The 21,539-nt window shown below is 52.4% G+C and carries 19 protein-coding genes and 1 pseudogene; 15 read left to right on the top strand and 5 right to left on the bottom strand.

Annotation, left to right across the window (positions count from 1 at the left end):
* Position 1 precedes the first annotated feature (1 nt).
* The 3 genes from ftsE (at position 2) to rpoH (ending at position 2,811) form a co-directional block, all read left to right on the top strand.
* Entirely contained in the window at positions 2-673 is a 672-nt protein-coding gene (gene ftsE, locus DRI82_RS15960) for a cell division ATP-binding protein FtsE (protein WP_114194906.1), read from the top strand.
* On the top strand, positions 663-1,634 hold the full coding sequence (gene ftsX / locus DRI82_RS15955; protein ID WP_114194905.1) for a permease-like cell division protein FtsX: 972 nt from the start codon (positions 663-665) through the stop codon (positions 1,632-1,634). Before ftsE ends, ftsX begins: the two co-directional genes overlap by 11 nt.
* 319 nt (positions 1,635-1,953) lie before the next feature.
* Positions 1,954-2,811, top strand: a complete 858-nt coding sequence (gene rpoH / locus DRI82_RS15950) for an RNA polymerase sigma factor RpoH (protein ID WP_114194904.1) — start codon at positions 1,954-1,956, stop codon at positions 2,809-2,811.
* A gap of 101 nt (positions 2,812-2,912) precedes the next feature.
* On the opposite strand, the gene panM is transcribed toward rpoH, so the two are convergent.
* Positions 2,913-3,320 carry an aspartate 1-decarboxylase autocleavage activator PanM gene (gene panM / locus DRI82_RS15945; protein ID WP_114194903.1) on the bottom strand — a complete coding sequence of 136 codons (408 nt, stop codon included), beginning with the start codon at positions 3,318-3,320 and terminating at the stop codon, positions 2,913-2,915.
* 404 nt (positions 3,321-3,724) lie between these two features.
* On the opposite strand from panM, the gene DRI82_RS15935 reads away from it, so the two are divergent.
* The 9 genes and pseudogenes from DRI82_RS15935 to DRI82_RS15895 all read left to right on the top strand — a co-directional run bounded on the left by DRI82_RS15935 (position 3,725) and on the right by DRI82_RS15895 (position 11,931).
* On the top strand, positions 3,725-4,837 hold the full coding sequence (locus DRI82_RS15935) for a branched-chain amino acid ABC transporter substrate-binding protein (RefSeq protein ID WP_114194901.1): 1,113 nt from the start codon (positions 3,725-3,727) through the stop codon (positions 4,835-4,837).
* Positions 4,838-4,983: 146 nt separating this feature from the next.
* The gene (gene livH / locus DRI82_RS15930) at positions 4,984-5,910 is read left to right on the top strand and encodes a high-affinity branched-chain amino acid ABC transporter permease LivH (protein ID WP_114194900.1); all 927 of its coding nucleotides are present in this window, start codon (positions 4,984-4,986) and stop codon (positions 5,908-5,910) included.
* Entirely contained in the window at positions 5,907-7,193 is a 1,287-nt protein-coding gene (locus tag DRI82_RS15925) for a high-affinity branched-chain amino acid ABC transporter permease LivM (RefSeq protein WP_114194899.1), read from the top strand. The genes livH and DRI82_RS15925 overlap by 4 nt, the downstream gene beginning before the upstream one ends.
* The gene (gene livG / locus DRI82_RS15920; RefSeq protein ID WP_114194898.1) at positions 7,190-7,960 is read left to right on the top strand and encodes a high-affinity branched-chain amino acid ABC transporter ATP-binding protein LivG; all 771 of its coding nucleotides are present in this window, start codon (positions 7,190-7,192) and stop codon (positions 7,958-7,960) included. Before DRI82_RS15925 ends, livG begins: the two co-directional genes overlap by 4 nt.
* A 4-nt stretch (positions 7,961-7,964) precedes the next feature.
* The gene (gene livF / locus DRI82_RS15915) at positions 7,965-8,666 is read left to right on the top strand and encodes a high-affinity branched-chain amino acid ABC transporter ATP-binding protein LivF (protein ID WP_114194897.1); all 702 of its coding nucleotides are present in this window, start codon (positions 7,965-7,967) and stop codon (positions 8,664-8,666) included.
* 61 nt (positions 8,667-8,727) lie between these two features.
* Positions 8,728-9,915, top strand: a complete 1,188-nt coding sequence (locus DRI82_RS15910) for an aminotransferase-like domain-containing protein (protein ID WP_114194896.1) — start codon at positions 8,728-8,730, stop codon at positions 9,913-9,915.
* Positions 9,916-9,951: 36 nt separating this feature from the next.
* A pseudogene (ugpC, locus tag DRI82_RS24370) lies at positions 9,952-10,062 on the top strand (sn-glycerol-3-phosphate ABC transporter ATP-binding protein UgpC); the annotation flags it as partial.
* Positions 10,062-10,805 (top strand): glycerophosphodiester phosphodiesterase, encoded by a 744-nt coding sequence (ugpQ, locus tag DRI82_RS15900; protein WP_114194895.1) that lies wholly within the window; start codon positions 10,062-10,064, stop codon positions 10,803-10,805. The pseudogene ugpC and the gene ugpQ, both read left to right, overlap by 1 nt.
* A gap of 169 nt (positions 10,806-10,974) precedes the next feature.
* Positions 10,975-11,931, top strand: coding sequence for an AEC family transporter (locus DRI82_RS15895; protein WP_114194894.1), 957 nt, complete (start codon positions 10,975-10,977; stop codon positions 11,929-11,931).
* A gap of 15 nt (positions 11,932-11,946) precedes the next feature.
* Here DRI82_RS15895 and DRI82_RS15890 read toward each other — a convergent pair whose 3' ends face one another.
* Positions 11,947-12,282, bottom strand: a complete 336-nt coding sequence (locus DRI82_RS15890) for a hypothetical protein (protein WP_114194893.1) — start codon at positions 12,280-12,282, stop codon at positions 11,947-11,949.
* A 185-nt stretch (positions 12,283-12,467) separates the two neighbouring features.
* Between DRI82_RS15890 and DRI82_RS15885 the strand changes: the two genes are divergently transcribed.
* On the top strand, positions 12,468-13,322 hold the full coding sequence (locus tag DRI82_RS15885; RefSeq protein WP_114194892.1) for a carboxylate/amino acid/amine transporter: 855 nt from the start codon (positions 12,468-12,470) through the stop codon (positions 13,320-13,322).
* Positions 13,323-13,378: 56 nt separating this feature from the next.
* Here the strand turns inward: DRI82_RS15885 and DRI82_RS15880 are convergent, their stop codons facing one another.
* Positions 13,379-15,895, bottom strand: coding sequence for a hypothetical protein (locus DRI82_RS15880; RefSeq protein WP_114194891.1), 2,517 nt, complete (start codon positions 15,893-15,895; stop codon positions 13,379-13,381).
* Positions 15,896-16,041: 146 nt separating this feature from the next.
* Entirely contained in the window at positions 16,042-16,992 is a 951-nt protein-coding gene (metR, locus tag DRI82_RS15875) for an HTH-type transcriptional regulator MetR (protein WP_114194890.1), read from the bottom strand.
* 104 nt (positions 16,993-17,096) lie between these two features.
* On the opposite strand from metR, the gene metE reads away from it, so the two are divergent.
* On the top strand, positions 17,097-19,373 hold the full coding sequence (metE, locus tag DRI82_RS15870) for a 5-methyltetrahydropteroyltriglutamate--homocysteine S-methyltransferase (RefSeq protein ID WP_114194889.1): 2,277 nt from the start codon (positions 17,097-17,099) through the stop codon (positions 19,371-19,373).
* A 69-nt stretch (positions 19,374-19,442) separates the two neighbouring features.
* Here metE and DRI82_RS15865 read toward each other — a convergent pair whose 3' ends face one another.
* Positions 19,443-20,270, bottom strand: coding sequence for a dienelactone hydrolase family protein (locus DRI82_RS15865; protein WP_114194888.1), 828 nt, complete (start codon positions 20,268-20,270; stop codon positions 19,443-19,445).
* 433 nt (positions 20,271-20,703) lie between these two features.
* Here DRI82_RS15865 and udp point away from each other — a divergent pair, with 433 nt between their 5' ends.
* Positions 20,704-21,465 carry a uridine phosphorylase gene (gene udp, locus DRI82_RS15860; RefSeq protein WP_114194887.1) on the top strand — a complete coding sequence of 254 codons (762 nt, stop codon included), beginning with the start codon at positions 20,704-20,706 and terminating at the stop codon, positions 21,463-21,465.
* Positions 21,466-21,539 lie beyond the last annotated feature (74 nt).

Genomic DNA, 21,539 nt, shown 5'->3' with positions numbered 1-21,539 from the left:
GATGATTCGCTTTGAACAGGTCAGTAAAGCTTATCTGGGCGGACGACAAGCGCTGCAAGGGGTGGATTTCCATATCCGCCCGGCGGAAATGGCGTTTCTGACCGGTCACTCAGGCGCGGGGAAAAGTACCCTGCTGAAACTGATTTGTGGTATCGAAAGACCCAGCGCTGGCCATATCTGGTTCGGCGGTCATGATATTAGCCGCCTCAAAAACCGTGAGGTGCCGTTTCTGCGTCGGCAGATTGGCATGATCTTTCAGGATCACCATCTGTTGCTCGATCGTACCGTATATGACAACGTCGCTATGCCGCTGGTGATTGCGGGGGCGAGCAGTGAAGATATCCGCCGCCGCGTTTCTGCTGCGCTGGATAAAGTCGGTCTGCTGGATAAAGCGAAAAACTTCCCGATTCAACTCTCCGGTGGTGAACAGCAGCGCGTGGGGATTGCCCGGGCCGTGGTGAATAAACCTGCGGTTTTGCTGGCAGATGAACCTACCGGTAACCTGGATGATGCGCTGTCCGAAGGCATCTTAAGACTGTTTGAAGAGTTCAACCGCGTTGGTGTCACCGTACTGATGGCAACGCATGACATGGCGCTGATCGCACGCCGACAGTACCGGATTCTGACCCTCAGTCAGGGACGGATGGCAGGAGGAGCGCATCATGGCGAATAGCCCTAGAACGGCGAGTGATGCCAAGGCAGCCAAAAGCAAAGCCTTGCGCGGTGGCTGGCGTGAGCAGTGGCGTTATGCATGGATGAACGCGCTTTCTGACATGCTGCGCCAACCGCTGGCGACGCTGCTGACCATCATGGTTATCGCGATTTCCCTGACATTGCCCAGCGTCTGTTATCTGGTATGGAAAAACGTGAACACTGCGGCGCAGCAGTGGTATCCGACGCCGCAACTGACGGTCTATCTGGATAAATCCCTTGATGACGATGCTGCCGAAAACGTGGTCAAAGCGTTGCGGGCAGAAGCGGGCGTCGAGAAAGTAAATTATCTCTCACGCGATGAGGCGATGGGTGAATTCCGCAACTGGTCAGGTTTTGGTGGTGCGTTGGATATGCTGGAAGAGAATCCTCTGCCTGCCGTAGCCATCATCACGCCTAAATTGAATTTCCAGAGTTCCGAAACGCTGAACACCTTGCGTGATCGGGTGGCGGCGGTGCAGGGCATTGACGACGTGCGTATGGATGACAGCTGGTTTGCCCGGCTGGCGGCGCTGACCGGCCTGGTGGGGCAGGTGGCGGCAATGATTGGTATCCTGATGATCGTGGCGGTCTTCCTGGTCATTGGTAACAGTGTGCGTCTAAGTATTTTCAGTCGTCGCGATACAATCAACGTTATGAAGCTGATTGGTGCGACCGATGGTTTTATCCTGCGGCCCTTTCTTAATGGCGGCGCGATGCTGGGGTTCTTTGGTGCATTGTTGTCACTGGTACTTTCGCAAGCGCTGGTACTGCGCCTGGAAAGCGTAGTGTTGCAGGTGGCGGCGGTTTTTGGCACCACATTCACCCTGCATGGCCTGGCCTGGGACGAAAGTCTGTTGCTGTTGTTGATCTCTGCGATGATTGGTTGGATCGCCGCCTGGCTGGCGACGGTACAACATTTACGCCGATTTACACCACAATGATAAATTTTTGATATACTCTTCTCCTGCTGCTCCGATCGTTTTGCAGGGGAAGAGCCTCTATCATGACGTCTCATCTGGCTTTTCCATTTCGCACAATTTCCTTATCAGTTCGCCGCCGTGTCGCCTATGCTCATGCAGTTGTGACAGCCTGAAGAGCGAACTTTTGGCGCGCAATACGGTCAAAAATTGCAGTTTTGAAAATAGCAGCAGATGTGTAAGGTGCTCGGCTGTCGGCGCATTAAATGAATCAAGAAGCCGCATCCTGTGTTGAAATGAATCTACACCACCGCATTAACTGTTTGATTGAGAGAGGGTTTGAATGACCAAAGAAATGCAAACTTTAGCCTTAATACCCCAAGGCAGCTTGGAAGCCTATATTCGGGCAGCCAACGCCTATCCAATGCTGACGGCAGAGGAAGAGCGGGAGCTGGCTGAACGGCTGCATTATCAGGGCGATCTGGAAGCAGCTAAACAGCTTATCCTGGCTCACCTGCGCTTTGTCGCTCATATTGCCCGCAACTATTCAGGGTACGGTTTGCCACAGGCGGATCTTATCCAGGAAGGTAACATCGGTTTGATGAAAGCGGTTCGCCGTTTCAACCCGGAAGTGGGTGTGCGTCTGGTCTCCTTCGCGGTGCACTGGATTAAAGCTGAAATCCACGAATACGTATTGCGCAACTGGCGTATCGTCAAGGTCGCGACAACCAAGGCACAGCGCAAGCTGTTCTTCAACCTGCGTAAAACCAAGCAGCGTCTGGGCTGGTTCAATCAGGATGAAGTTGAATTGGTGGCACGCGAACTGGGCGTGACCAGCAAAGACGTACGTGAGATGGAATCTCGCATGGCCGCGCAGGATATGACCTTTGATCCGACGCCAGATGATGATGCCCGTGAGGGACAGTCGATGGCACCTGTGCTCTATCTGCAGGATAAAAGCTCGGACTTTGCGGACGGTATTGAAGAAGACAACTGGGAGAGCCACGCTGCCGACAAATTGTTGTACGCGATGGAAGGACTGGATGAGCGTAGCCAGCACATCATTCGTGCCCGCTGGTTGGATGATGACAATAAGTCGACGTTGCAGGAACTGGCCGATGAATATGGCGTTTCTGCTGAACGTGTCCGTCAGCTTGAAAAGAACGCAATGAAAAAATTGCGTGCCGCTATCGAAGCCTGATTGGTTCTGAGTACATTCGACTCCAAATACAAGCGGGTCGAGGTCAATCGGGTCGAAGCATAATGTAGGCGCTGTATGCAGATACAGCGCCTTTTTCATACCTATCGAGTCAGGCGTTTTTCCCAGCCCCAGGCGTTGGGTACAAAACCCACGGCCTGTAAAAACAGCCCCCACGCGTTGCGCTGCCCTGCGTCCACACCATCGTCACTGATCTGCCAGCAGGTAACATCAGGCATCTGACGCAGCGTATCCTCCAGCAGATATAATCCCACACCACGGCGTCGGGTGAGTTCACGCACGTTGAAATCATTCAGATGAGCATTTTCTCCCGTCACGGACACTTTTACTGCCGCGAGTAGACGGTCATTGAACCGCGCTGCAAAAATCCTGTTTTCTGGCGCGTCTAACCACGCCCGCCACTGCGCCACCGTTTGCTGCGGCCATATTTTTGCCAAATCGAGTTCATCTTGTTGCGACAGGCTTGCCAGCCTTTCAATTGTTAATTTCATAACCAGATTCACCAGCAGAAAAGATGCGTTATTGTAAAAGATCCGAGCGCTGACCGTTGTGTAACTTTTTCTATACGGAAACTGAGTGGAATGTTTTTTGCGACGCTCATTTTCAGAGTTTAGGATCTACATATTGATCAAAAGGCAGCATAAGACACCACCCATTCAGAAAATGGCGAGAATTAAATCCGAATTTTATTCTGTTTACACCTCTTGTTTCTGTAAATGCCAGTTGCTTTGCAGCAGAAAACTCCTGTTTAATGGCATGAAAAATAAAGTCTTATTAGAAAATATTGCCAGGAAAACATCTAAATCATTATTACTTATGAAGAAAAAGTAAGTGGCGATGATTTACATAGGCAAACACAACAGACGACATCACAACAAGGTATGGGGATTAGCGGATGAAATTAGCAAAAGGTAAAGTTTTGCTGGCGGGCTGTATGGCCTTGGCGATGAGCCAAGCTGTTCTGGCAAAAGATATCAAAGTAGCGATCGTCGGCGCGATGTCAGGTCCTGTGGCGCAGTATGGTGATATGGAATTTACCGGAGCCCGTCAGGCGATTGCCGACATCAATGCCAAAGGTGGCATCAAGGGTGACAAACTGGTTGGCGTGGAATATGACGATGCCTGCGATCCAAAACAAGCGGTGGCCGTTGCCAACAAAGTGATCAACGACGGTATCCGTTATGTGATTGGTCACCTTTGCTCCTCCTCAACGCAGCCTGCGTCAGATATTTATGAAGACGAAGGCATCATCATGATCACCCCGGCGGCAACCAACGCCGATTTGACCACTCGTGGTTACAAAATGATCATGCGTACTACTGGTCTGGATTCCGACCAGGGGCCAACCGCAGCGAAATATATCCTCGGTACCATCAAACCGACGCGCATTGCGGTTGTTCATGACAAACAGCAATACGGTGAAGGTCTGGCGCGTTCAGTACAGGACAGCCTGAAAAAAGCTGGCGGCAACGTAGTGATGTTTGAAGGTATCACCGCAGGTGATAAAGACTTCTCAACGCTGGTTGCGCGCTTGAAAAAAGAGAACATCGATTTCGTCTATTTTGGTGGTTACTACCCGGAAATGGGCCAGATTCTGCGCCAGGCCAAACAAGCCGGGCTGACAGCAAAATTCATGGGGCCAGAGGGTGTGGGCAACTCTTCACTGTCTAACATCGCCGGTGATGCGTCCGAAGGCATGTTGGTTACCTTGCCGAAGCGTTACGACCAGGTACCGACCAACCAACCTATCGTTGAAGCATTGAAAGCGAAGAAACTGAATCCAACCGGGCCATTTGTCTGGACCACGTATGCTGCGCTGCAAGCATTGACCACAGGTATGGAACGTAGTGGCAGCCAGGAACCCGCTGACATTGTGAAAGATCTCAAATCCAAGCCGGTAGATACGGTGATGGGACCACTGAGCTGGGATGAAAAGGGCGATTTGAAAGGATTCGAATTTGGTGTCTTTGAATGGCATGCAGACGGTACGTCAACGCCGATTCAATAATCAGCAAGTCAACTTATCGACGGTTGACTCCTGCTCCTACCATTGTCTCCCCCCTCACGCAGGGGGGAATTTGTTTGCCAGGTACTGAGCAAATATCAAACAGACGGGGCAGGGACCGCGACGCAAGCGAATCCAAGGGTTAGGGTATGTCAGAGCAGTTTCTTTACTTTCTGCAACAGATGTTCAACGGCGTTACGTTGGGCAGCACGTATGCACTTATCGCCATCGGTTACACCATGGTCTACGGCATTATCGGCATGATCAACTTCGCCCACGGCGAGGTGTATATGATCGGCAGTTATGTCTCTTTTATTGTTATTGCGGCCCTGATGATGATGGGTATTGACGCCGGTTGGTTGTTGATTGGCGCAGGTTTCATCGTGGCAATTGTTATCTCCAGCGCCTACGGCTGGAGTATTGAGCGGGTCGCTTACCGACCGGTACGCAACTCCAAGCGCCTGATTGCGCTGATCTCTGCAATAGGGATGTCGATCTTTCTGCAAAACTACGTCAGCCTGACCCAGGGCTCGCGTGATTTGGCACTGCCAGGTCTGGTGACCGGTCAGTGGACACTGGGTGAAAGCAACGGCTTTGCGGCCACGATCAGTTCGATGCAGATTATTATCTGGGTTGTTACCTTTGTCGCGATGCTGGCGCTGACGACATTCATCCGCTATTCGCGCATGGGCCGCGCATGCCGTGCCTGTGCGGAAGACCTGAAAATGGCCAGTCTGCTGGGTATCAGCACTGACCGCGTTATCTCTCTAACGTTTGTTATCGGCGCTGTGATGGCTGCCGTCGCCGGGGTATTGCTCGGTCAGTTTTATGGCGTGATCAATCCGTACATCGGTTTTATGGCTGGCATGAAAGCGTTCACCGCCGCGGTTCTTGGGGGTATCGGCAGCATTCCTGGTGCGATGATTGGTGGTCTGATCCTCGGCGTGGCGGAAGCGCTAACCTCCGCTTACCTCAGCACTGAATATAAAGATGTGGTCTCATTTGCTCTGTTGATTGTTGTGCTGCTGATCATGCCGACCGGGATTCTGGGACGTCCGGAGGTTGAGAAGGTATGAAACAGCTCAATCTGCTTAATGCCATTATCTCCACCGTCGTGCTGTTCGTTATGGCCTCGTTCATGATGGGTCTCCAACTCAATGTTGATGGTACCAAGCTGGTGGTGGGTGGTGCCTCACAAGTGCGTTGGAACTGGATCGGCATTGGCTGTGTGATCGTATTTTTCTTCCAGCTTTTGCGGCCATTGTTGCAAAAAGGGCTGAAAAAAGCCTCAGGCCCGGCTTTTGTTTTACCGAGTTTTGACGGCACAACACCCAAACAAAAACTGTTGGTGGCCGTGCTGATTATTGCTGCCATCGCCTGGCCGTTTCTCGTTTCTCGCGGTACGGTCGACATTGCCACGCTGACGCTGATTTACGTCATGCTCGGTCTCGGCCTCAACGTCGTTGTTGGTTTATCCGGTCTGCTGGTTCTGGGTTATGGCGGCTTTTATGCGATTGGTGCCTACACTTACGCGCTGCTCAATCACTATTACGGTCTGGGATTTTGGGAAAGCCTGCCATTGGCGGGGCTGATGACTGCCGCATTCGGCTTCCTGCTCGGTTTCCCGGTGCTGCGCTTGCGTGGTGACTATCTGGCGATCGTCACCCTTGGCTTTGGTGAAATCGTTCGCATCCTGCTACTGAATAACACGGAAATCACTGGCGGCCCCAATGGCATCAGCCAGATCCCCAAGCCGACGTTATTTGGTTTGGAGTTTAGCCGCAGTGCGCGTGATGGGGGTTGGGACACGTTCCATAATTTCTTTGGTCTGCAATACGATCCAGGCGATCGCATCATTTTCCTCTACATGGTGGCGTTATTGTTGGTGATCGCCACACTGTTTGTGATCAACCGTCTGCTGCGGATGCCGCTGGGTCGTGCCTGGGAAGCGTTGCGTGAAGACGAAATCGCCTGTCGCTCTTTGGGCCTGAGCCCAACAAACATCAAGCTGACGGCTTTTACCATCAGTGCTGCATTCGCTGGCTTTGCCGGAACCTTGTTTGCTGCACGCCAGGGTTTTGTCAGCCCGGAATCATTTACTTTTGCCGAATCAGCCTTTGTTCTGGCGATTGTGGTTCTCGGCGGGATGGGATCGCAATTTGCCGTTATTTTGGCCGCAGTTTTACTGGTTGTTTCGCGTGAATTAATGCGTGACCTGAATGAATACAGCATGTTGTTACTGGGTGCGCTGATGGTGTTGATGATGATTTGGCGGCCGCAAGGATTGTTGCCGATGAAGCGACCGCAGCTCAAGCTGAAACCTTCCCAGATGAAAGCAGATAAAGGAGAGCAAGTATGAGTGCACAACCTTTATTGGCTGTAGAAGGTTTGATGATGCGTTTTGGCGGCTTGCTGGCCGTGAATAACGTGGCGTTGACGCTGAATCAAGGCGAAATCGTTTCATTGATCGGCCCCAACGGCGCGGGTAAAACCACGGTTTTTAACTGCCTGACCGGATTTTACAAGCCAACTGGCGGCACCATCAAACTGCGCGATCAGCATCTGGAAGGATTGCCGGGACAGAAAATTGCGCGAATGGGCGTGGTGCGAACATTCCAGCACGTGCGCCTGTTCAGGGAAATGACGGTCATTGAAAACCTGCTGGTAGCCCAGCATCAGCATCTTAAAAGTGGGGTGCTGGCGGGTTTATTCAAAACCCCTGCGTTTCGTCGGGCAGAAGTGGATGCACTCGATCGCGCCTCCGAATGGCTCGATCGCGTTGGTCTGCTTGAAATGGCAAATCGTCAGGCCGGTAATCTGGCCTATGGTCAGCAGCGTCGTTTGGAAATTGCCCGTTGCATGGTTACCCGCCCGGAACTCCTGATGCTGGATGAGCCTGCCGCTGGACTGAACCCGAAGGAAACCGCAGAACTGGATCATCTGATTATGGAGCTGCGCAATCAGCACAATGTTTCTGTCTTGCTGATAGAACACGACATGAAGCTGGTGATGGGCATTTCAGACCGCATCTACGTGGTGAATCAGGGAACGCCATTGGCACAGGGTACGCCATCGGAGATCCGCAATAATCCCGATGTGATTCGGGCCTATCTGGGCGAGGAATAAAATAATGTTGTCGTTTAATCAGGTCTCCGCCCACTACGGTAAAATTCAGGCGTTGCATGAAGTCAGCCTGCAAATCAACAAAGGCGAAATTGTCACGCTCATCGGTGCGAACGGTGCGGGTAAAACCACGCTGCTGGGCACGTTGTGCGGTGAGCCGCGTGCGACGCATGGCAATATCGTCTTCGAAGGGAAAGATATCACCGACTGGCAAACTGCCCGCATTATGCGCGAAGCGATCGCTATCGTTCCTGAAGGCCGACGCGTTTTCTCCCGAATGACAGTGGAAGAGAATCTGGCAATGGGCGGATTTTTTGCCAATCGCGACCAGTATCAGGAGCGCATAGAGCGTGTCTATACGCTCTTCCCGCGTTTGAAAGAGCGTCAGGCGCAGCGTTCGGGCACGATGTCCGGTGGTGAACAGCAAATGCTGGCGATTGGCCGTGCGCTGATGAGCCAACCTAAACTGCTGCTGCTTGACGAACCTTCGCTGGGACTGGCACCGATCATCATTCAGCAGATTTTCGAGACCATTCAACTGCTGCGGGAAGAGGGAATGACCATTTTCCTTGTTGAGCAGAATGCCAATCAGGCATTAAAACTCGCAGATCGTGGATATGTACTGGAAAATGGGCATGTGGTATTAGAAGATAGCGGTGATGCTTTGCTCGCTAACGAAGCAGTGCGCAGTGCTTATCTCGGCGCCTGATTCGGTACCTGATAAAACCAGGGCCGGAGAATACCGGCCCACCCTCACAAAGAGAACGGAAATGGATACAGAAGGATTACTCTCGCAACGGATGCACAGGTTAAAAAGTTCAGCGATCCGGGAACTACTGAAACACAGCAAGATGGAAAATATCATTTCGCTGGCGGGTGGTATTCCCTCTGATGCGCTGTTCGATTTCGAGGGTTTGAATGAAGCCACGCAACTGGCTATCACCCAGCAGCCAAAGAATGCGTTTCAATATGGCTTGACCGAAGGCAGTGAAAAACTGCGTGAAGGTATAGTTACGCTGTGTGCCGAACGTGGTGTTATTGCCCGGGCTGATGAAATCATTGTCACCGCAGGCTCCCAGCAGGCATTGGATCTGGTAATGCGTGCGGTGGTCGATCCCGGTGATGTTTTTGTCGTCGAACGGCCAACCTATCTGGCTGCATTGCAAACGCTTCAATTGGCTGAAGCTAATATTATGTCTGTTGCATCCGACAGCGATGGCATGGTGGTTGATGAACTGGAAGAATTGCTGAAAACCCAGAAGATAAAAGGCGTTTATCTGGTGCCGACGTTTGGCAACCCCAGCGGTTTGACGCTCAGTCGTGCTCGCCGTGAACAGTTGGTTAAATTGGCGCATCAGCACCACTTCCTGATTGTCGAAGATGATCCTTACGGGGAACTGCGTTTCACTGATGAGCGTAATCCAACGCTATCCCAACTCGGCAAAGAGGCCTACGGCGACGCGGCCAATATTGTCTATACGTCGACCTTCTCCAAGATTCTGGCACCTGGGATGCGTCTCGGATGGCTGGTTCTGCCGCAGTGGTTATTACATAAAGTAGCCATTATCAAACAAGCCGCAGATCTGCACTCCAACTCCTTGTCACAAACGGTAGCGGAATATTATCTGGGCCTCAATCGCTTGCCGACCCAGATCGCGAAAATCCGGGCGGCGTATAAAGCCAAATGTGAAACCCTGGCCGGTCTCATGACGCAGGAGTTGGGTGACTACATCAGTTTTGATATGCCGAAAGGCGGCATGTTCCTATGGGCACGATTCCGTTCGCAAGTGAATACGTCCGTGTGGCTCGAGCAGGCAATCAAGCAGGGCGTCGTCTTTGTTCCAGGTGAATACTTCTTCTCTGATAATCCGGACTGCTCAACCTTGCGTCTCTCCTTTGCGACCGCCACGGAAGAGCAGATGCATGAGGCTGTCGCACGCCTGCGCCGCGCACTATAATTTTTGTACCCGCACTTCCAAGTACTTTGGTCATTTGCCCGCTTGTCTCATAAGTATTATCCACAGGCGGGCACAACACTCTATGTACGCCTGCCCGCGCAGGCACTGCATTTTTTTGATTCGCCAAGCGGATTACGGATGGAATGATGACTAAAGACTGGCCTTATCCTTCGATTGTTGCGCATCGTGGTGGCGGCTCATTGGCACCTGAAAATACGCTTGCGGCCATTGAAGTGGGTGCCCGGCACGGACACAAAATGATTGAACTTGATGCCAAATTGGCTCAAGACGGCCAGATCTTCCTGTTGCATGACGACACGCTGGATCGTACCAGTAATGGTTGGGGTGTGGCGGGAGAATTGGTCTGGGACAAATTGGTACAACTTGATGCCGGAAGTTGGTACAGCCCAGCATTTCGCGGCGAGAAACTGCCATTGCTATCAGAAGTGGCGCAACAATGTGCTCGCTTGGGGCTGATGGCGAATATTGAAATCAAACCCACGACCGGGCTGGAAAAAGAAACAGGCCGGGTTGTGGCTCTGGCGGCACGCCGGTTGTGGCAGACGCAGACCGTTGCTCCACTACTTTCTTCATTTTCTGTCGACGCACTGGAAGCGGCAATGCAGACGGCGCCCGAATTGCCGCGGGGGATTTTGCTGGAGAAATGGGATGATAGTTGGCTGGCCCTGACTCAGCGACTGAACTGCGTGTCATTGCATATTGATCATAAAGCGCTGACCGAAGCACGGGTTGCAGCACTGAAGGAAGCCGGTTTGCATATTCTGGTATATACGGTGAACAGCCCGGAACGTGCCCGGCTTCTGCTGAACTGGGGCGTTGACTGTATCTGTACCGATCGTATCGATCTGATAGACCCGGATTTTCACTGATTAGCGATAAAACCTTTGACAGAATACACCCTGTTAATTGCATTGCGATTGTAATAGCCACAGAAAATTTATAGATTAAAATGCTATTTTAAAAATCGAGCATTCAATTAATGAATGCCCAGTAAATGCGTCTTTTTTCCAGATCAGGTTGGGTTAGCAAGGGAATATCATGCCTATTTTTCTGCTTTCACTTTGGCATCAGATTTTGCTGTCATTGCCGCTATTTGTGTTGATTGTGCTGGGATATGGCTTGATGCGCTGGGGAAAATGGCCGTCAACCATCACCGATGGTCTCACCCGCTTTGTTTTTTCTGTCGCGTTACCCGCTATGCTATTCCGTATGATGTGCGACTTCTCCAAGCGCCCCGCTGTGGATGCCCGTCTGCTGATCGCTTTTTTTGGCAGTTGCCTGATTGTTTTCGTTATTGGTCGCATTCTGGCACGCCGCGTGTTCAAGCTGGACGGTGTTTCGGGCTCAGTCTTTGCCTTGGGCGGCATTTTTTCAAATAACGTCATGCTTGGCCTGCCTATCGCGACCGTCATGCTGGGGGAAGAGGCCATTCCTTCTGTGGCGCTGGTTCTGGTCTTCAATGGTTTGATTCTGTGGACACTGGTCACTATTTCGATTGAGTGGGCAAGAAATGGCACCCCGACCCTCACCGGTTTTGCCAAAACGGCACGCAGTGTGCTGACCAATCCCCTGATTATCGGCATTATTTCCGGAACGACGTTCAGTTTGACCGGACTGCCATTGCCAAAATTCGTTGACCAACCCGTCAGTATGCTGGGTCAGATTGCTGCCCCGCTCTCACTGGTTGTGCTGGGTATGGGTCTGGCTGAATACCGCATCAGTGAAGGATGGAAACTGAGTTCAGCGATTTGTACGCTGAAGCTGTTGGTGCAGCCTGGCGTGATTTGGGTCTTGGCCTGGATGATGGATTTGCCGCAGATGGAAACCCGGGTAGTGGTATTGCTGGGATCGATGGCCGTCGGGGTGAATGTTTATCTGATGTCGCGCCAGTTCAACGTATTGGGTGGCCCCGCGGCGGCAAGTTTGGTGATGTCGACAGCACTGGCCGCCATCACGACACCGCTAATCCTGACGTTGATGGGCGTAAGGATCTAAACACCACAGGGCAGCTCAAGGCGTCGTACGCAAACGCTCTTGTTGGTTATTTTGTAACTGCTGTTGCTGTAATGATTGATTGCTACGCAACTGGTTTTGCTGCAAACGCTGCTGATTATTCTGTAGTTGCGAACGTAACTGCATATTCTGTTGCTGGTTTTTATATTTGAGATCCTGCTCTAACTGACGCTGATGCAACTGCTGATTGTTGAGCATGTTTTGCTGCAGGTTTTTCTGAGCCTGAAACGTCTGCTGTTGCTGTTGTTGCTGCAAGGGAGTGATCGTATTGGCCAGTGCAGACAGCGAAATAAACAAAGGAATGGCGATGAATGTTCCAGTGAGTCGTTTCATGATTTTTCCTCCTGCCGGGTAGGCTTCTTAAGTTTAACCTATCCCCGGCAAGGCGTTGTAGGCGATCGTGTCAAGATAGGTATTTGTTTGTGTAAAAAGAATACAGACGTAAACCATCTCCGCTGAATTAATTTCTTCGCCATCCGGTACAATTGCTTTTTCTTCTGCATTGAACGGGTCTCACCGTGCTTCTACTGATCATCACAACCGTTTTATGGGCTTTTTCATTCAGTTTGATCGGTGAATATCTGGCCGGACAGGTCGACAGCGTTTTTTCTGTGTTGGTACGTTTGGTGCTGGCGGCATTGGTATTTTTGCCTTTCTTGCGTTGGCGCGGCTATCGGCCAACTACGCTGCTGTTATATATGGCAGTCGGCGCGATGCAGCTTGGCATTATGTATCTCATCAGTTTCCAGGCTTTTCTGTATCTGACCGTGCCGGAGTTTTTACTGTTTACCGTGATCACTCCGCTTTATATCACCCTGATTTATGATCTGCTCAGTGGCCGAGGCGTGCGTCTCGGTTATGTTTCCAGCGCGCTGGTCGCGGTACTGGGTGCGGCCATCATCCGCTACGATCATATCAATGAGCATTTCGTGATTGGGTTGCTGCTGGTGCAGGCCGCCAATCTCTGTTTCGCTATTGGGCTGGTTGGCTACAAACGCCTGATGGAAACGCATCCGATGCCGCAGCACACCGCCTTCTCCTGGTTTTATATCGGTGCAGTTTTGTGTGCAATCGTCGCCTGGGTACTGTTCGGAAACCCGGAAAAACTCCCCACTACCTCCTTGCAATGGGGAGTCCTGATTTGGTTAGGCGTGGGGGCATCTGCGCTGGGTTATTTCATGTGGAATGTGGGAGCGACGCAGGTCGATGCCGGAACGCTGGGTATTATGAACAATTTCCACGTTCCCGCAGGTTTGTTGGTGAATCTGCTTATTTGGCAGCAATCGCCGCATTGGCCGAGCTTTATTATCGGCGGTTCACTGATTGTCGCTTCGCTGTGGCTACATAAACGTTGGGTCGTTCAGACCCGCTAAAAAACGGCGTCTGCTTCGTCAGCAGACGCCGTTCTCTTTTCTATTTTACTGCCCCGTTATCTTCGACCACCCATCCGTCCTTGAAAGCGTGGCACGTAGTTACTGCGATCGAAAGAATGCATCTGCTGCAATCGCTCACCGCGATCTTGCGGTATGTGTTGCTGTATCTGTAGCTGATTGACCTGTGGCCGTGATTGCAAAGTTTGGGTTCGCTCCGTCTGCCTTTCTGTGCCTCGGGTGCGGGCCAGTTGGGCATTATTCACTTCAGCGGGTGGCTGGCCTTTCACGAAATTGCCGCTGGCGTCCATTTTCTGCCAATTGCCATTGTTGTATTGATAGATATTGCCGTCGCGTCCGGCGTATACGTGATCAGGGCCGTTAACGACCCCACCATGGGTGACCTGACCGGTCTCCTTGTCATAGTGCACATAGCCTGATCCGTGGGTCACGCCGTCTGCTCCGACGCTGGTAAAACTGCCGGTTTTGCCCGCACCCTGCGGCGTGTTGCCCGCGATACTTTGACTGTGCGTGGCACGCCCGGTATTGGCATTGACGCTGTTGCGTTCTCCGCCTGCAAGGCCATTGCCGGTATCTGGATTATGTACCGCCGCGCCGTTGGCCGAAATAGCGCGCCCAGTCTGCGGATTGAATCGCACACCGCCTGCTGCGGCGTGGGTCATACCGTTATAACCATTGATATCACGACCCGCATAACCGTAACCGTGGCCACCCGTCGCGTTGTTGTAAAAACTCCCGCGAACGTCGCTGCCGTAATGACCATTCCACGGATTGCTCCAATCGGCACGAACACCCTGGGCGACGGTATTGCCCCAGTGGTTATACACGTTGTAAACCGAGACGCCACCGCCCCAGTAGCCGGGATGGTAAGGTGGATAATAACCGTACCACGGACCCCACCAAGGGTTGCTCCAACTGCTGCCCCAAATCCAGCCGCTAACGAAGCCGAAGCTCCAGCCGATCGCCGGATCCCACGCAAAGCTGCTAACGTAACCGTAAGTTGCCGGGCAGCTATACCAGACATCGCCGACCCAGGCGTTACAAGGATAACCGGTGCCATAGACCACCACGCCATCACTCACCACCGTGCCGTAGTAGCCCGGCGTATAACCGACATACACTACATCGCTGGTGCTACCGTAAATCCGCACATAGGTGACGTAATGCAGCGGGGAGTCTGCCGGAATGGTGTAAATCACTGCTGGAATCGTCGTCGCAACCGTCCATGGGCCATGCGAAGAGGTCGCCGAAAACCATACGCCACTTTTCACGGCGAAATAACTGTGACTATCAACTTCAATCACGGGTACATCCGTGTTCCAGGCATAGTGCAGTGGTGTGCCCGTAATCGGTTTGAATTTGGCGGTACCACCGTCGTAACTGACGGTCAGCGATGCTTTACTGCGCGACACACTGGCGGTCTGCGGCACAGCGTTGGCGATTAGCGCTTCGTGCGCCTCTGGTGTTCCTGGTATCGAAGCCAGTACGGCGCTTTTCGGGCTGTTTGACGGAATTTTAACGAAATCTGCCGGTAATTCATCGCCTGCGACATACTGCCATGGTCCCTTGACGGACTCGGCGTGGAACCAGCGGCCAGAAACCAGAATGTACCAATTGTTATTTTGATTGGCGTCGATAAATACATCAGATGGCGTATTGCTGATGTAAGAAAGCTGGGTACCGGCAATCGGAATGAATTGCGGATCACCGTCGATCTGGATCAGTTCTGTTGGCGCAGTGGCAACATGGATTTCAGCGGGCTGGGTGATCGGGTTTTTTCCTTCCGGGCCGGTGACGACGTTATCTTTTTTCACCGACGCCTGCATGGCATTCACCACCTCAATGGGTACTGACATTTTTTGCGCCCATGGCCCATTAAGATCGGTCGCGGTATACCACTCATTGGCAAAATAGATATACAACACACCGCTCTTTTTCAGCAGCAGGGATCGGGTGTTGATCGCGCGTTCCACGCCGTTTTGACCGGTGGCTTGCCAGGCCGGTTGCCCATCAAGCAATACCAGCGTTGCTGGCTGGAAGGCAAAAATGATTTGCGGTGGCGCATTGCTCACTTTCACATTCTGCTGTGGCCCTTTATCCTGAATCGCCAGATCGGATTCCAGTTGGTCGAGACTGACCGTCAATGTTTTTTGCGGCAGTTGCTGTAACAAGTCGAGATAATGCGCTTGATTGCTGCTATCTGTCGGGAAATTAACCTTATCGACGTGGATATTATCCAGCGTGACCAACCGCTGCTCTTTGTCAGTATCGCTACGTGTACTGAACCAGGCCACGCCGTAACTGATTTTGTCCTGGGGTTTGCCATTGGTATCGGTCACGGTACCGGTTTTTACTGCCACCACCATGCGACCAGTGAGGCGGTTGTCCTGCCAGCTATCGAGCTGGGGTTGGTGCAGCATCATTTCCGTCCCGGAAAGCAGTACGCTGTGTGGCCAGGGATCGATCGCCGTTGGGACATTTGCTGCCCAGAGTGTGGGGCTGCACAATAGGGTAAACAGGAAGATCAGCCGGGAAAAGTAACGTATGGCTTGCATGAGTGCCTCGCGAGGAGCCAGTAAGATTCAGACTGGTTATTCACCGTATGTAATTACTGTAACTGCTTTTGAGGGCTTTGCATGGTGCGGGGCGTGCTGAAAAAGGCAAGAGAGCGGGCTGTCCAGATAAAGACAGCCCGATTAGCTTAAGATTGCTGTGCCATAGGTTTGACATTCGCAATCCCGGCGCCTGGGCGCGCAGCATCACGTACAAATGGCAAATGATTGCAGGCGTGTTGCCGCGTAGAACGAATGAATGCCTCGGTCACGGGTTGACGTTGCTCGCCATCACGAACAGCGGCGTACAATCGACTCCAAAGCCCTTCTCCCAAGGTTTTGGTAACCACCAACCCCTGACGCTCGAAACTCTCCACCACCCAATGTGGCAGAGCCGCGATCCCCATCCTGGCTGACACCATCTGAATGAGCAGCAGCGTATTATCCACGCTTTTCAACGCTGGGCTGACGCCCGCCGGTTGCAGGAAATGGCGCCAGATATCCAATCGCTGGCGTTGCACTGGATAAATCATCAACGTCTCATCACTCAGGTCTTCCGGCTGAATCTGGCTTTTTGCCGCCAGAGGGTGGTCTGGAGCAAGCACCAGACGCACCTCAAAATCGAACATCGGCGAATAGTGCAGCCCACTGCGCGGTAAAATGTCAGAAGTTAGCACTACATCCAACTCGCCCTGTTGCAGTGCGGGTTGCGGGTCAAAAGTGACGCCGGATTTAAAGTCCATCATTACCTGCGGCCAACTTAAATGGAAGTTATCCAGTGCCGGAGTCAGCCACTGAATACAGCTATGGCATTCAATAGCGATACGCAGGGCAGTTTGGTGCGGCTCATGGCAAGCCTGCAACGCCTGCTGAATCTGCGGCAGCACTTGCTCGGCAAGCTGCAACATGATTTCTCCTTGCGGCGTAAAACGCAGTGGCTGGCTTTTGCGCACAAACAGCCGGAAGCCCAAACGTTGCTCCAGATCGCTGAATTGGTGCGAAAGGGCGGATTGCGTTTGATGTAGCTGTGCGGCGGCGGCGGCCAGAGAGCCGGTATTACGCAGCGCTTGCAGCGTCCGTAGGTGTTTGAGTTCGATCATGAGAGTCCTTCACAGTGACAGTGAACAATTTGCGCTTGTGGAATATACAGTACCTGCGGATTATGGATGTGTAAACATCTGGACGGCTAAATGGGGAATTAACGATGGCAATTCTGAATCACACTCTGGGTTTTCCGCGCGTTGGTCTGCGTCGCGAACTGAAAAAAGCGCAAGAAAGTTACTGGGCAGGCAACTCAACGCAAGAAGAACTGCTGGCTGTGGGTCGTGAACTGCGCGCCCGTCATTGGCAACAACAACAGCAAGCCGGTATTGATCTGCTGCCGGTGGGTGACTTCGCCTGGTACGATCATGTCCTGACCACCAGCCTGCTGCTGGGTAACGTTCCGGCACGCCATCAGAATGCTGATGGTTCAATCGACCTGGACACCCTGTTCCGTCTTGGCCGTGGCCGTGCGCCTACCGGTGAACCGGCTGCTGCCGCCGAGATGACCAAATGGTTTAACACCAACTACCATTACATGGTTCCGGAATTCACTCAGGGACAGCAATTCAAGCTGACCTGGACGCAATTACTGGACGAAGTTGACGAAGCCTTGGCGCTGGGTCACAACGTGAAACCGGTGCTGCTCGGCCCAGTAACCTATTTGTGGTTGGGGAAAGTGAAGGGTGAGCAGTTTGATCGCCTGTCACTATTGAATGACATTCTGCCGGTTTATCAGCAAGTGTTGGCAGAATTGAAAAAGCGTGGCGTTGAGTGGGTACAAATCGACGAACCTGCGTTGGTACTGGAATTGCCACAGGAGTGGCAGAACGCCTTCCAACCGGCTTATGACGCTTTGCAAGGGCAGGTAAAACTGCTGCTCACGACCTATTTCGACAGCGTCGGCCACAATCTTGACGTTATCCGCCGCCTGCCGGTGCAGGGGTTGCATGTGGATGTTGTCGCCGGTAAAGATGATATTGACGAACTGCACAAGGCGCTGCCGTCGGAGTGGTTGCTGTCACTGGGGGTGATCAATGGTCGTAACGTCTGGCGTGCCGATCTCGGCACCTGGCTGGATCGACTGCAACCGCTGATCAACCACCGTCAGTTGTGGCTGGGAAGTTCCTGTTCGCTGCTGCACAGCCCAATCGACCTGAGCGTAGAAACGCGACTGGACGAGGAAGTGAAGAGTTGGTTTGCTTTCGCACTGCAAAAATGTGCCGAACTGTCACTGTTGACGTCAGCCCTGAACGATCCGCAGGCGGCCACCTTAGCCAGAATCACGCAATACAGCGCGCCGATCCGCGCACGCCGTAATTCGAGCCGCGTTAATAATGCCAGCGTCGGTGAGCGTCTGGCGGCAATTACCGCAAAAGATATTGAGCGCCCGAATGCGTATCCAATTCGTGCGGCAGCGCAGCGCGAGCGCTTCAATCTCCCGGCCTGGCCGACCACGACCATCGGGTCTTTCCCACAGACCACTGAGATTCGTGGACTGCGGCTGGACTTTAAGCAAGGTCGCCTGGACGGCAAAAACTATCGCACCGGTATCAGCGAACATATCAAGCAGGCCATTGCCGAGCAGGAGCGTTTGGGACTGGATGTTCTGGTCCATGGCGAAGCTGAACGTAATGACATGGTGGAATACTTCGGTGAACATCTGGATGGTTTTGTCTTCACACAAAACGGTTGGGTTCAGAGTTACGGTTCCCGCTGTGTAAAACCGCCGGTCATTATTGGTGATATCAGCCGTCCGGAAGCGATTACCGTTGAATGGGCGAAATATGCCCAGTCGCTGACTGACAAACCAGTAAAAGGCATGTTGACCGGTCCGGTAACCATTCTTTGCTGGTCCTTCCCGCGTGAAGATGTCAGCCGCGAAACTATCGCTAAGCAGATCGCACTGGCGCTGCGTGATGAAGTGGAAGATCTGGAAAAAGCCGGTATCGGTATTATCCAGATTGATGAGCCTGCATTGCGCGAAGGTTTACCACTGCGTCAGTCTGACTGGCAGGCGTATCTGCAATGGGCCGTCGATGCCTTTAAACTCAATGCCGCGATTGCGCAGGATGACACGCAGATCCATACGCACATGTGTTATTGCGAGTTCAACGACATTATGGATTCCATCGCGGCACTGGACGCCGATGTCATCACTATCGAAACGTCACGCTCCGATATGGAACTGCTTGAGACGTTTGAAGTGTTCGATTATCCGAATGAAATCGGTCCGGGTGTTTATGATATTCACTCACCGAATGTACCAAGCGTGGAGTGGATCGAAGCCCTGCTGCGTAAAGCGGCGCAGCGTATTCCGGCTGAGCGCCTGTGGGTCAACCCGGATTGTGGTCTGAAAACCCGTGGCTGGCCTGAAACCCGCCAGTCATTGGCCAATATGGTTCAGGCAGCGCAACGTCTGCGTACTGAAAAGGGCTAGCCTTGATTCATAATCCAGAATGATGTGATGTTTTGGGCGCTTCGGCGCCCTTTCTATTGGCGCGAAGAATCAGGCAACACCATATTTTTCGAACCATTGCAGCATCCGCTGCCAGCCATCTTCGGCAGCTTCGGCGTCATAGTTTGGACGATAATCCGCATTAAATGCATGACCGGCTTGCGGATAGACAATGATCTCCGCATCGGCATTGGCCGCGCGAATCGCTTGACGCATGCTTTCAATGCTCTCCTGCGGGATCCCCGTATCCTGTCCGCCATATAAACCGAGAACCGGCGCGGAGAGATCTACGGCAACATCCACAGGATTCTTCGGCATCGTCAGGGATTTGTTCCCCACCAGTTTCCCGTACCAGGCGACGGCGGCTTTCAGTTGCGGATTATGTGCCGCATACAGCCAGGTAATTCGCCCGCCCCAGCAGAAACCCGTCATCGCCAGGCGACTGGCATCACCGCCATGGCGTGTAGCCCAATGGGCCGTATGATCGAGATCGGCCAACACTTGCCGATCCGGGACCTTGCTGACCAGATTAGTAAACAGCTCGTTGATATCATTGAATTGATTCGGATCCCCTTCACGAAAGTAAAGCTCTGGCGCAACCGCCAGATAGCCTTGCTTCGCCAGTCGGCGACAGACATCACGGATATGCTCATGCACACCGAAAATCTCCTGTACCACAATAACCACAGGGAAGGGGCCTTCGGCGGAATCCGGCCGTGCCAGATAGGCTGGCATCTCTTCTCCCTGCGTGGGTATAGTGGTTTCGCCCGCGTGCAGCCCTTCAACATCAGTATAAATCGTCGATGAAGCCACTGGGCTTAAGGCTGGGGTAAACGTACCTGCAGACTGCTTCAGGTTAAGGTGTTCTTCGGTTTTCATTGCGGTCTCCATACGTGAAAGCGCGGCTGAGGTTAACTATAGAGAACAATAATGCCCGGCGTCATGAGATTGAGATGAATATTCAGCGGTGACCGTTTTTATTCGTCTGCTGAAGTATGACAATGCTTTGCCTGCGGGTTATCTCAATCTTTGGGCTGTCCGAATTGCAATAACCAGCGTCCCATCGTAAAACAAATGTTCTCCATTTTTATAACACTGTACCTGCTAATTTAAAATGGTCGTTTCGTGGGCATTATTTAGCGGATTACAGGGTCTGAAAGCTCATATTTAGTGATTTGCGTCACAAGATAATTGTTTGCGATACATTGTTTCTTTATTGTGAGTGATAGTCATCACGATTTTGCAATGGGCTTTTGAGTAGAATATCAGCCTGTTCCTCCCAAAATATGAACCGATTACAGAGGAGTTCCTTATGTCCAAGTCTGAAGTTTTTCACCTCGGCCTCGCTAAAAGTGATTTACAAGGTGCTACGCTGGCGATCGTTCCTGGTGACCCGGAACGCGTTGAGAAAATCGCCAAACTGATGGAGAACCCAGTACATCTGGCTTCCCACCGAGAATTCACGTCCTGGCGTGCAGAACTGGACGGTAAGGCTGTGATCGTCTGTTCTACAGGCATAGGCGGCCCGTCTACCTCCATCGCTGTCGAAGAGTTGGCTCAGTTGGGTATCCGTACTTTCCTGCGCGTAGGAACCACCGGCGCAATCCAGAAGAATATCAATGTCGGTGATGTTTTGGTGACTACCGCCGCCGTGCGCCTCGATGGTGCCAGCCTGCACTTTGCACCCATGGAATTCCCGGCTGTTGCTGATTTTGCCTGTACTACCGCACTGGTTGCTGCCGCGAAAGAAGTGGGTGCGACGACCCATATCGGTGTGACTGCGTCCTCTGATACGTTTTATCCAGGTCAGGAACGCTACGATACGGTTTCTGGCCGCGTTGTCAGCCGTTTCAAAGGGTCCATGAAAGAGTGGCAGGAAATGGGCGTCATGAACTACGAAATGGAATCTGCGACACTATTGACCATGTGTGCCAGTCAGGGTTGGCGTGCAGGGATGGTGGCGGGCGTTATCGTCAACCGTACCCAGCAAGAAATTCCTAATGTTGAAACCATGAAGCAAACCGAAAGCCACGCGGTGAAAATTGTGGTTGAAGCGGCCCGTCGCCTTATCTAGGCTGATTGTACCGGGCAGTGGTCGATAATGGGTCGCATTGGCGGCCCATTTTCATTTCAAACCGAGAATCTGGT

It is taken from the genome of Edaphovirga cremea, from assembly GCF_003332275.1.
Taxonomy (GTDB): Bacteria; Pseudomonadota; Gammaproteobacteria; order Enterobacterales; family Enterobacteriaceae; genus Edaphovirga; species Edaphovirga cremea.
The sequence above is the reverse complement of the archived record's forward strand: the minus strand, read 5'-3'. Positions and strand labels throughout refer to the sequence as shown.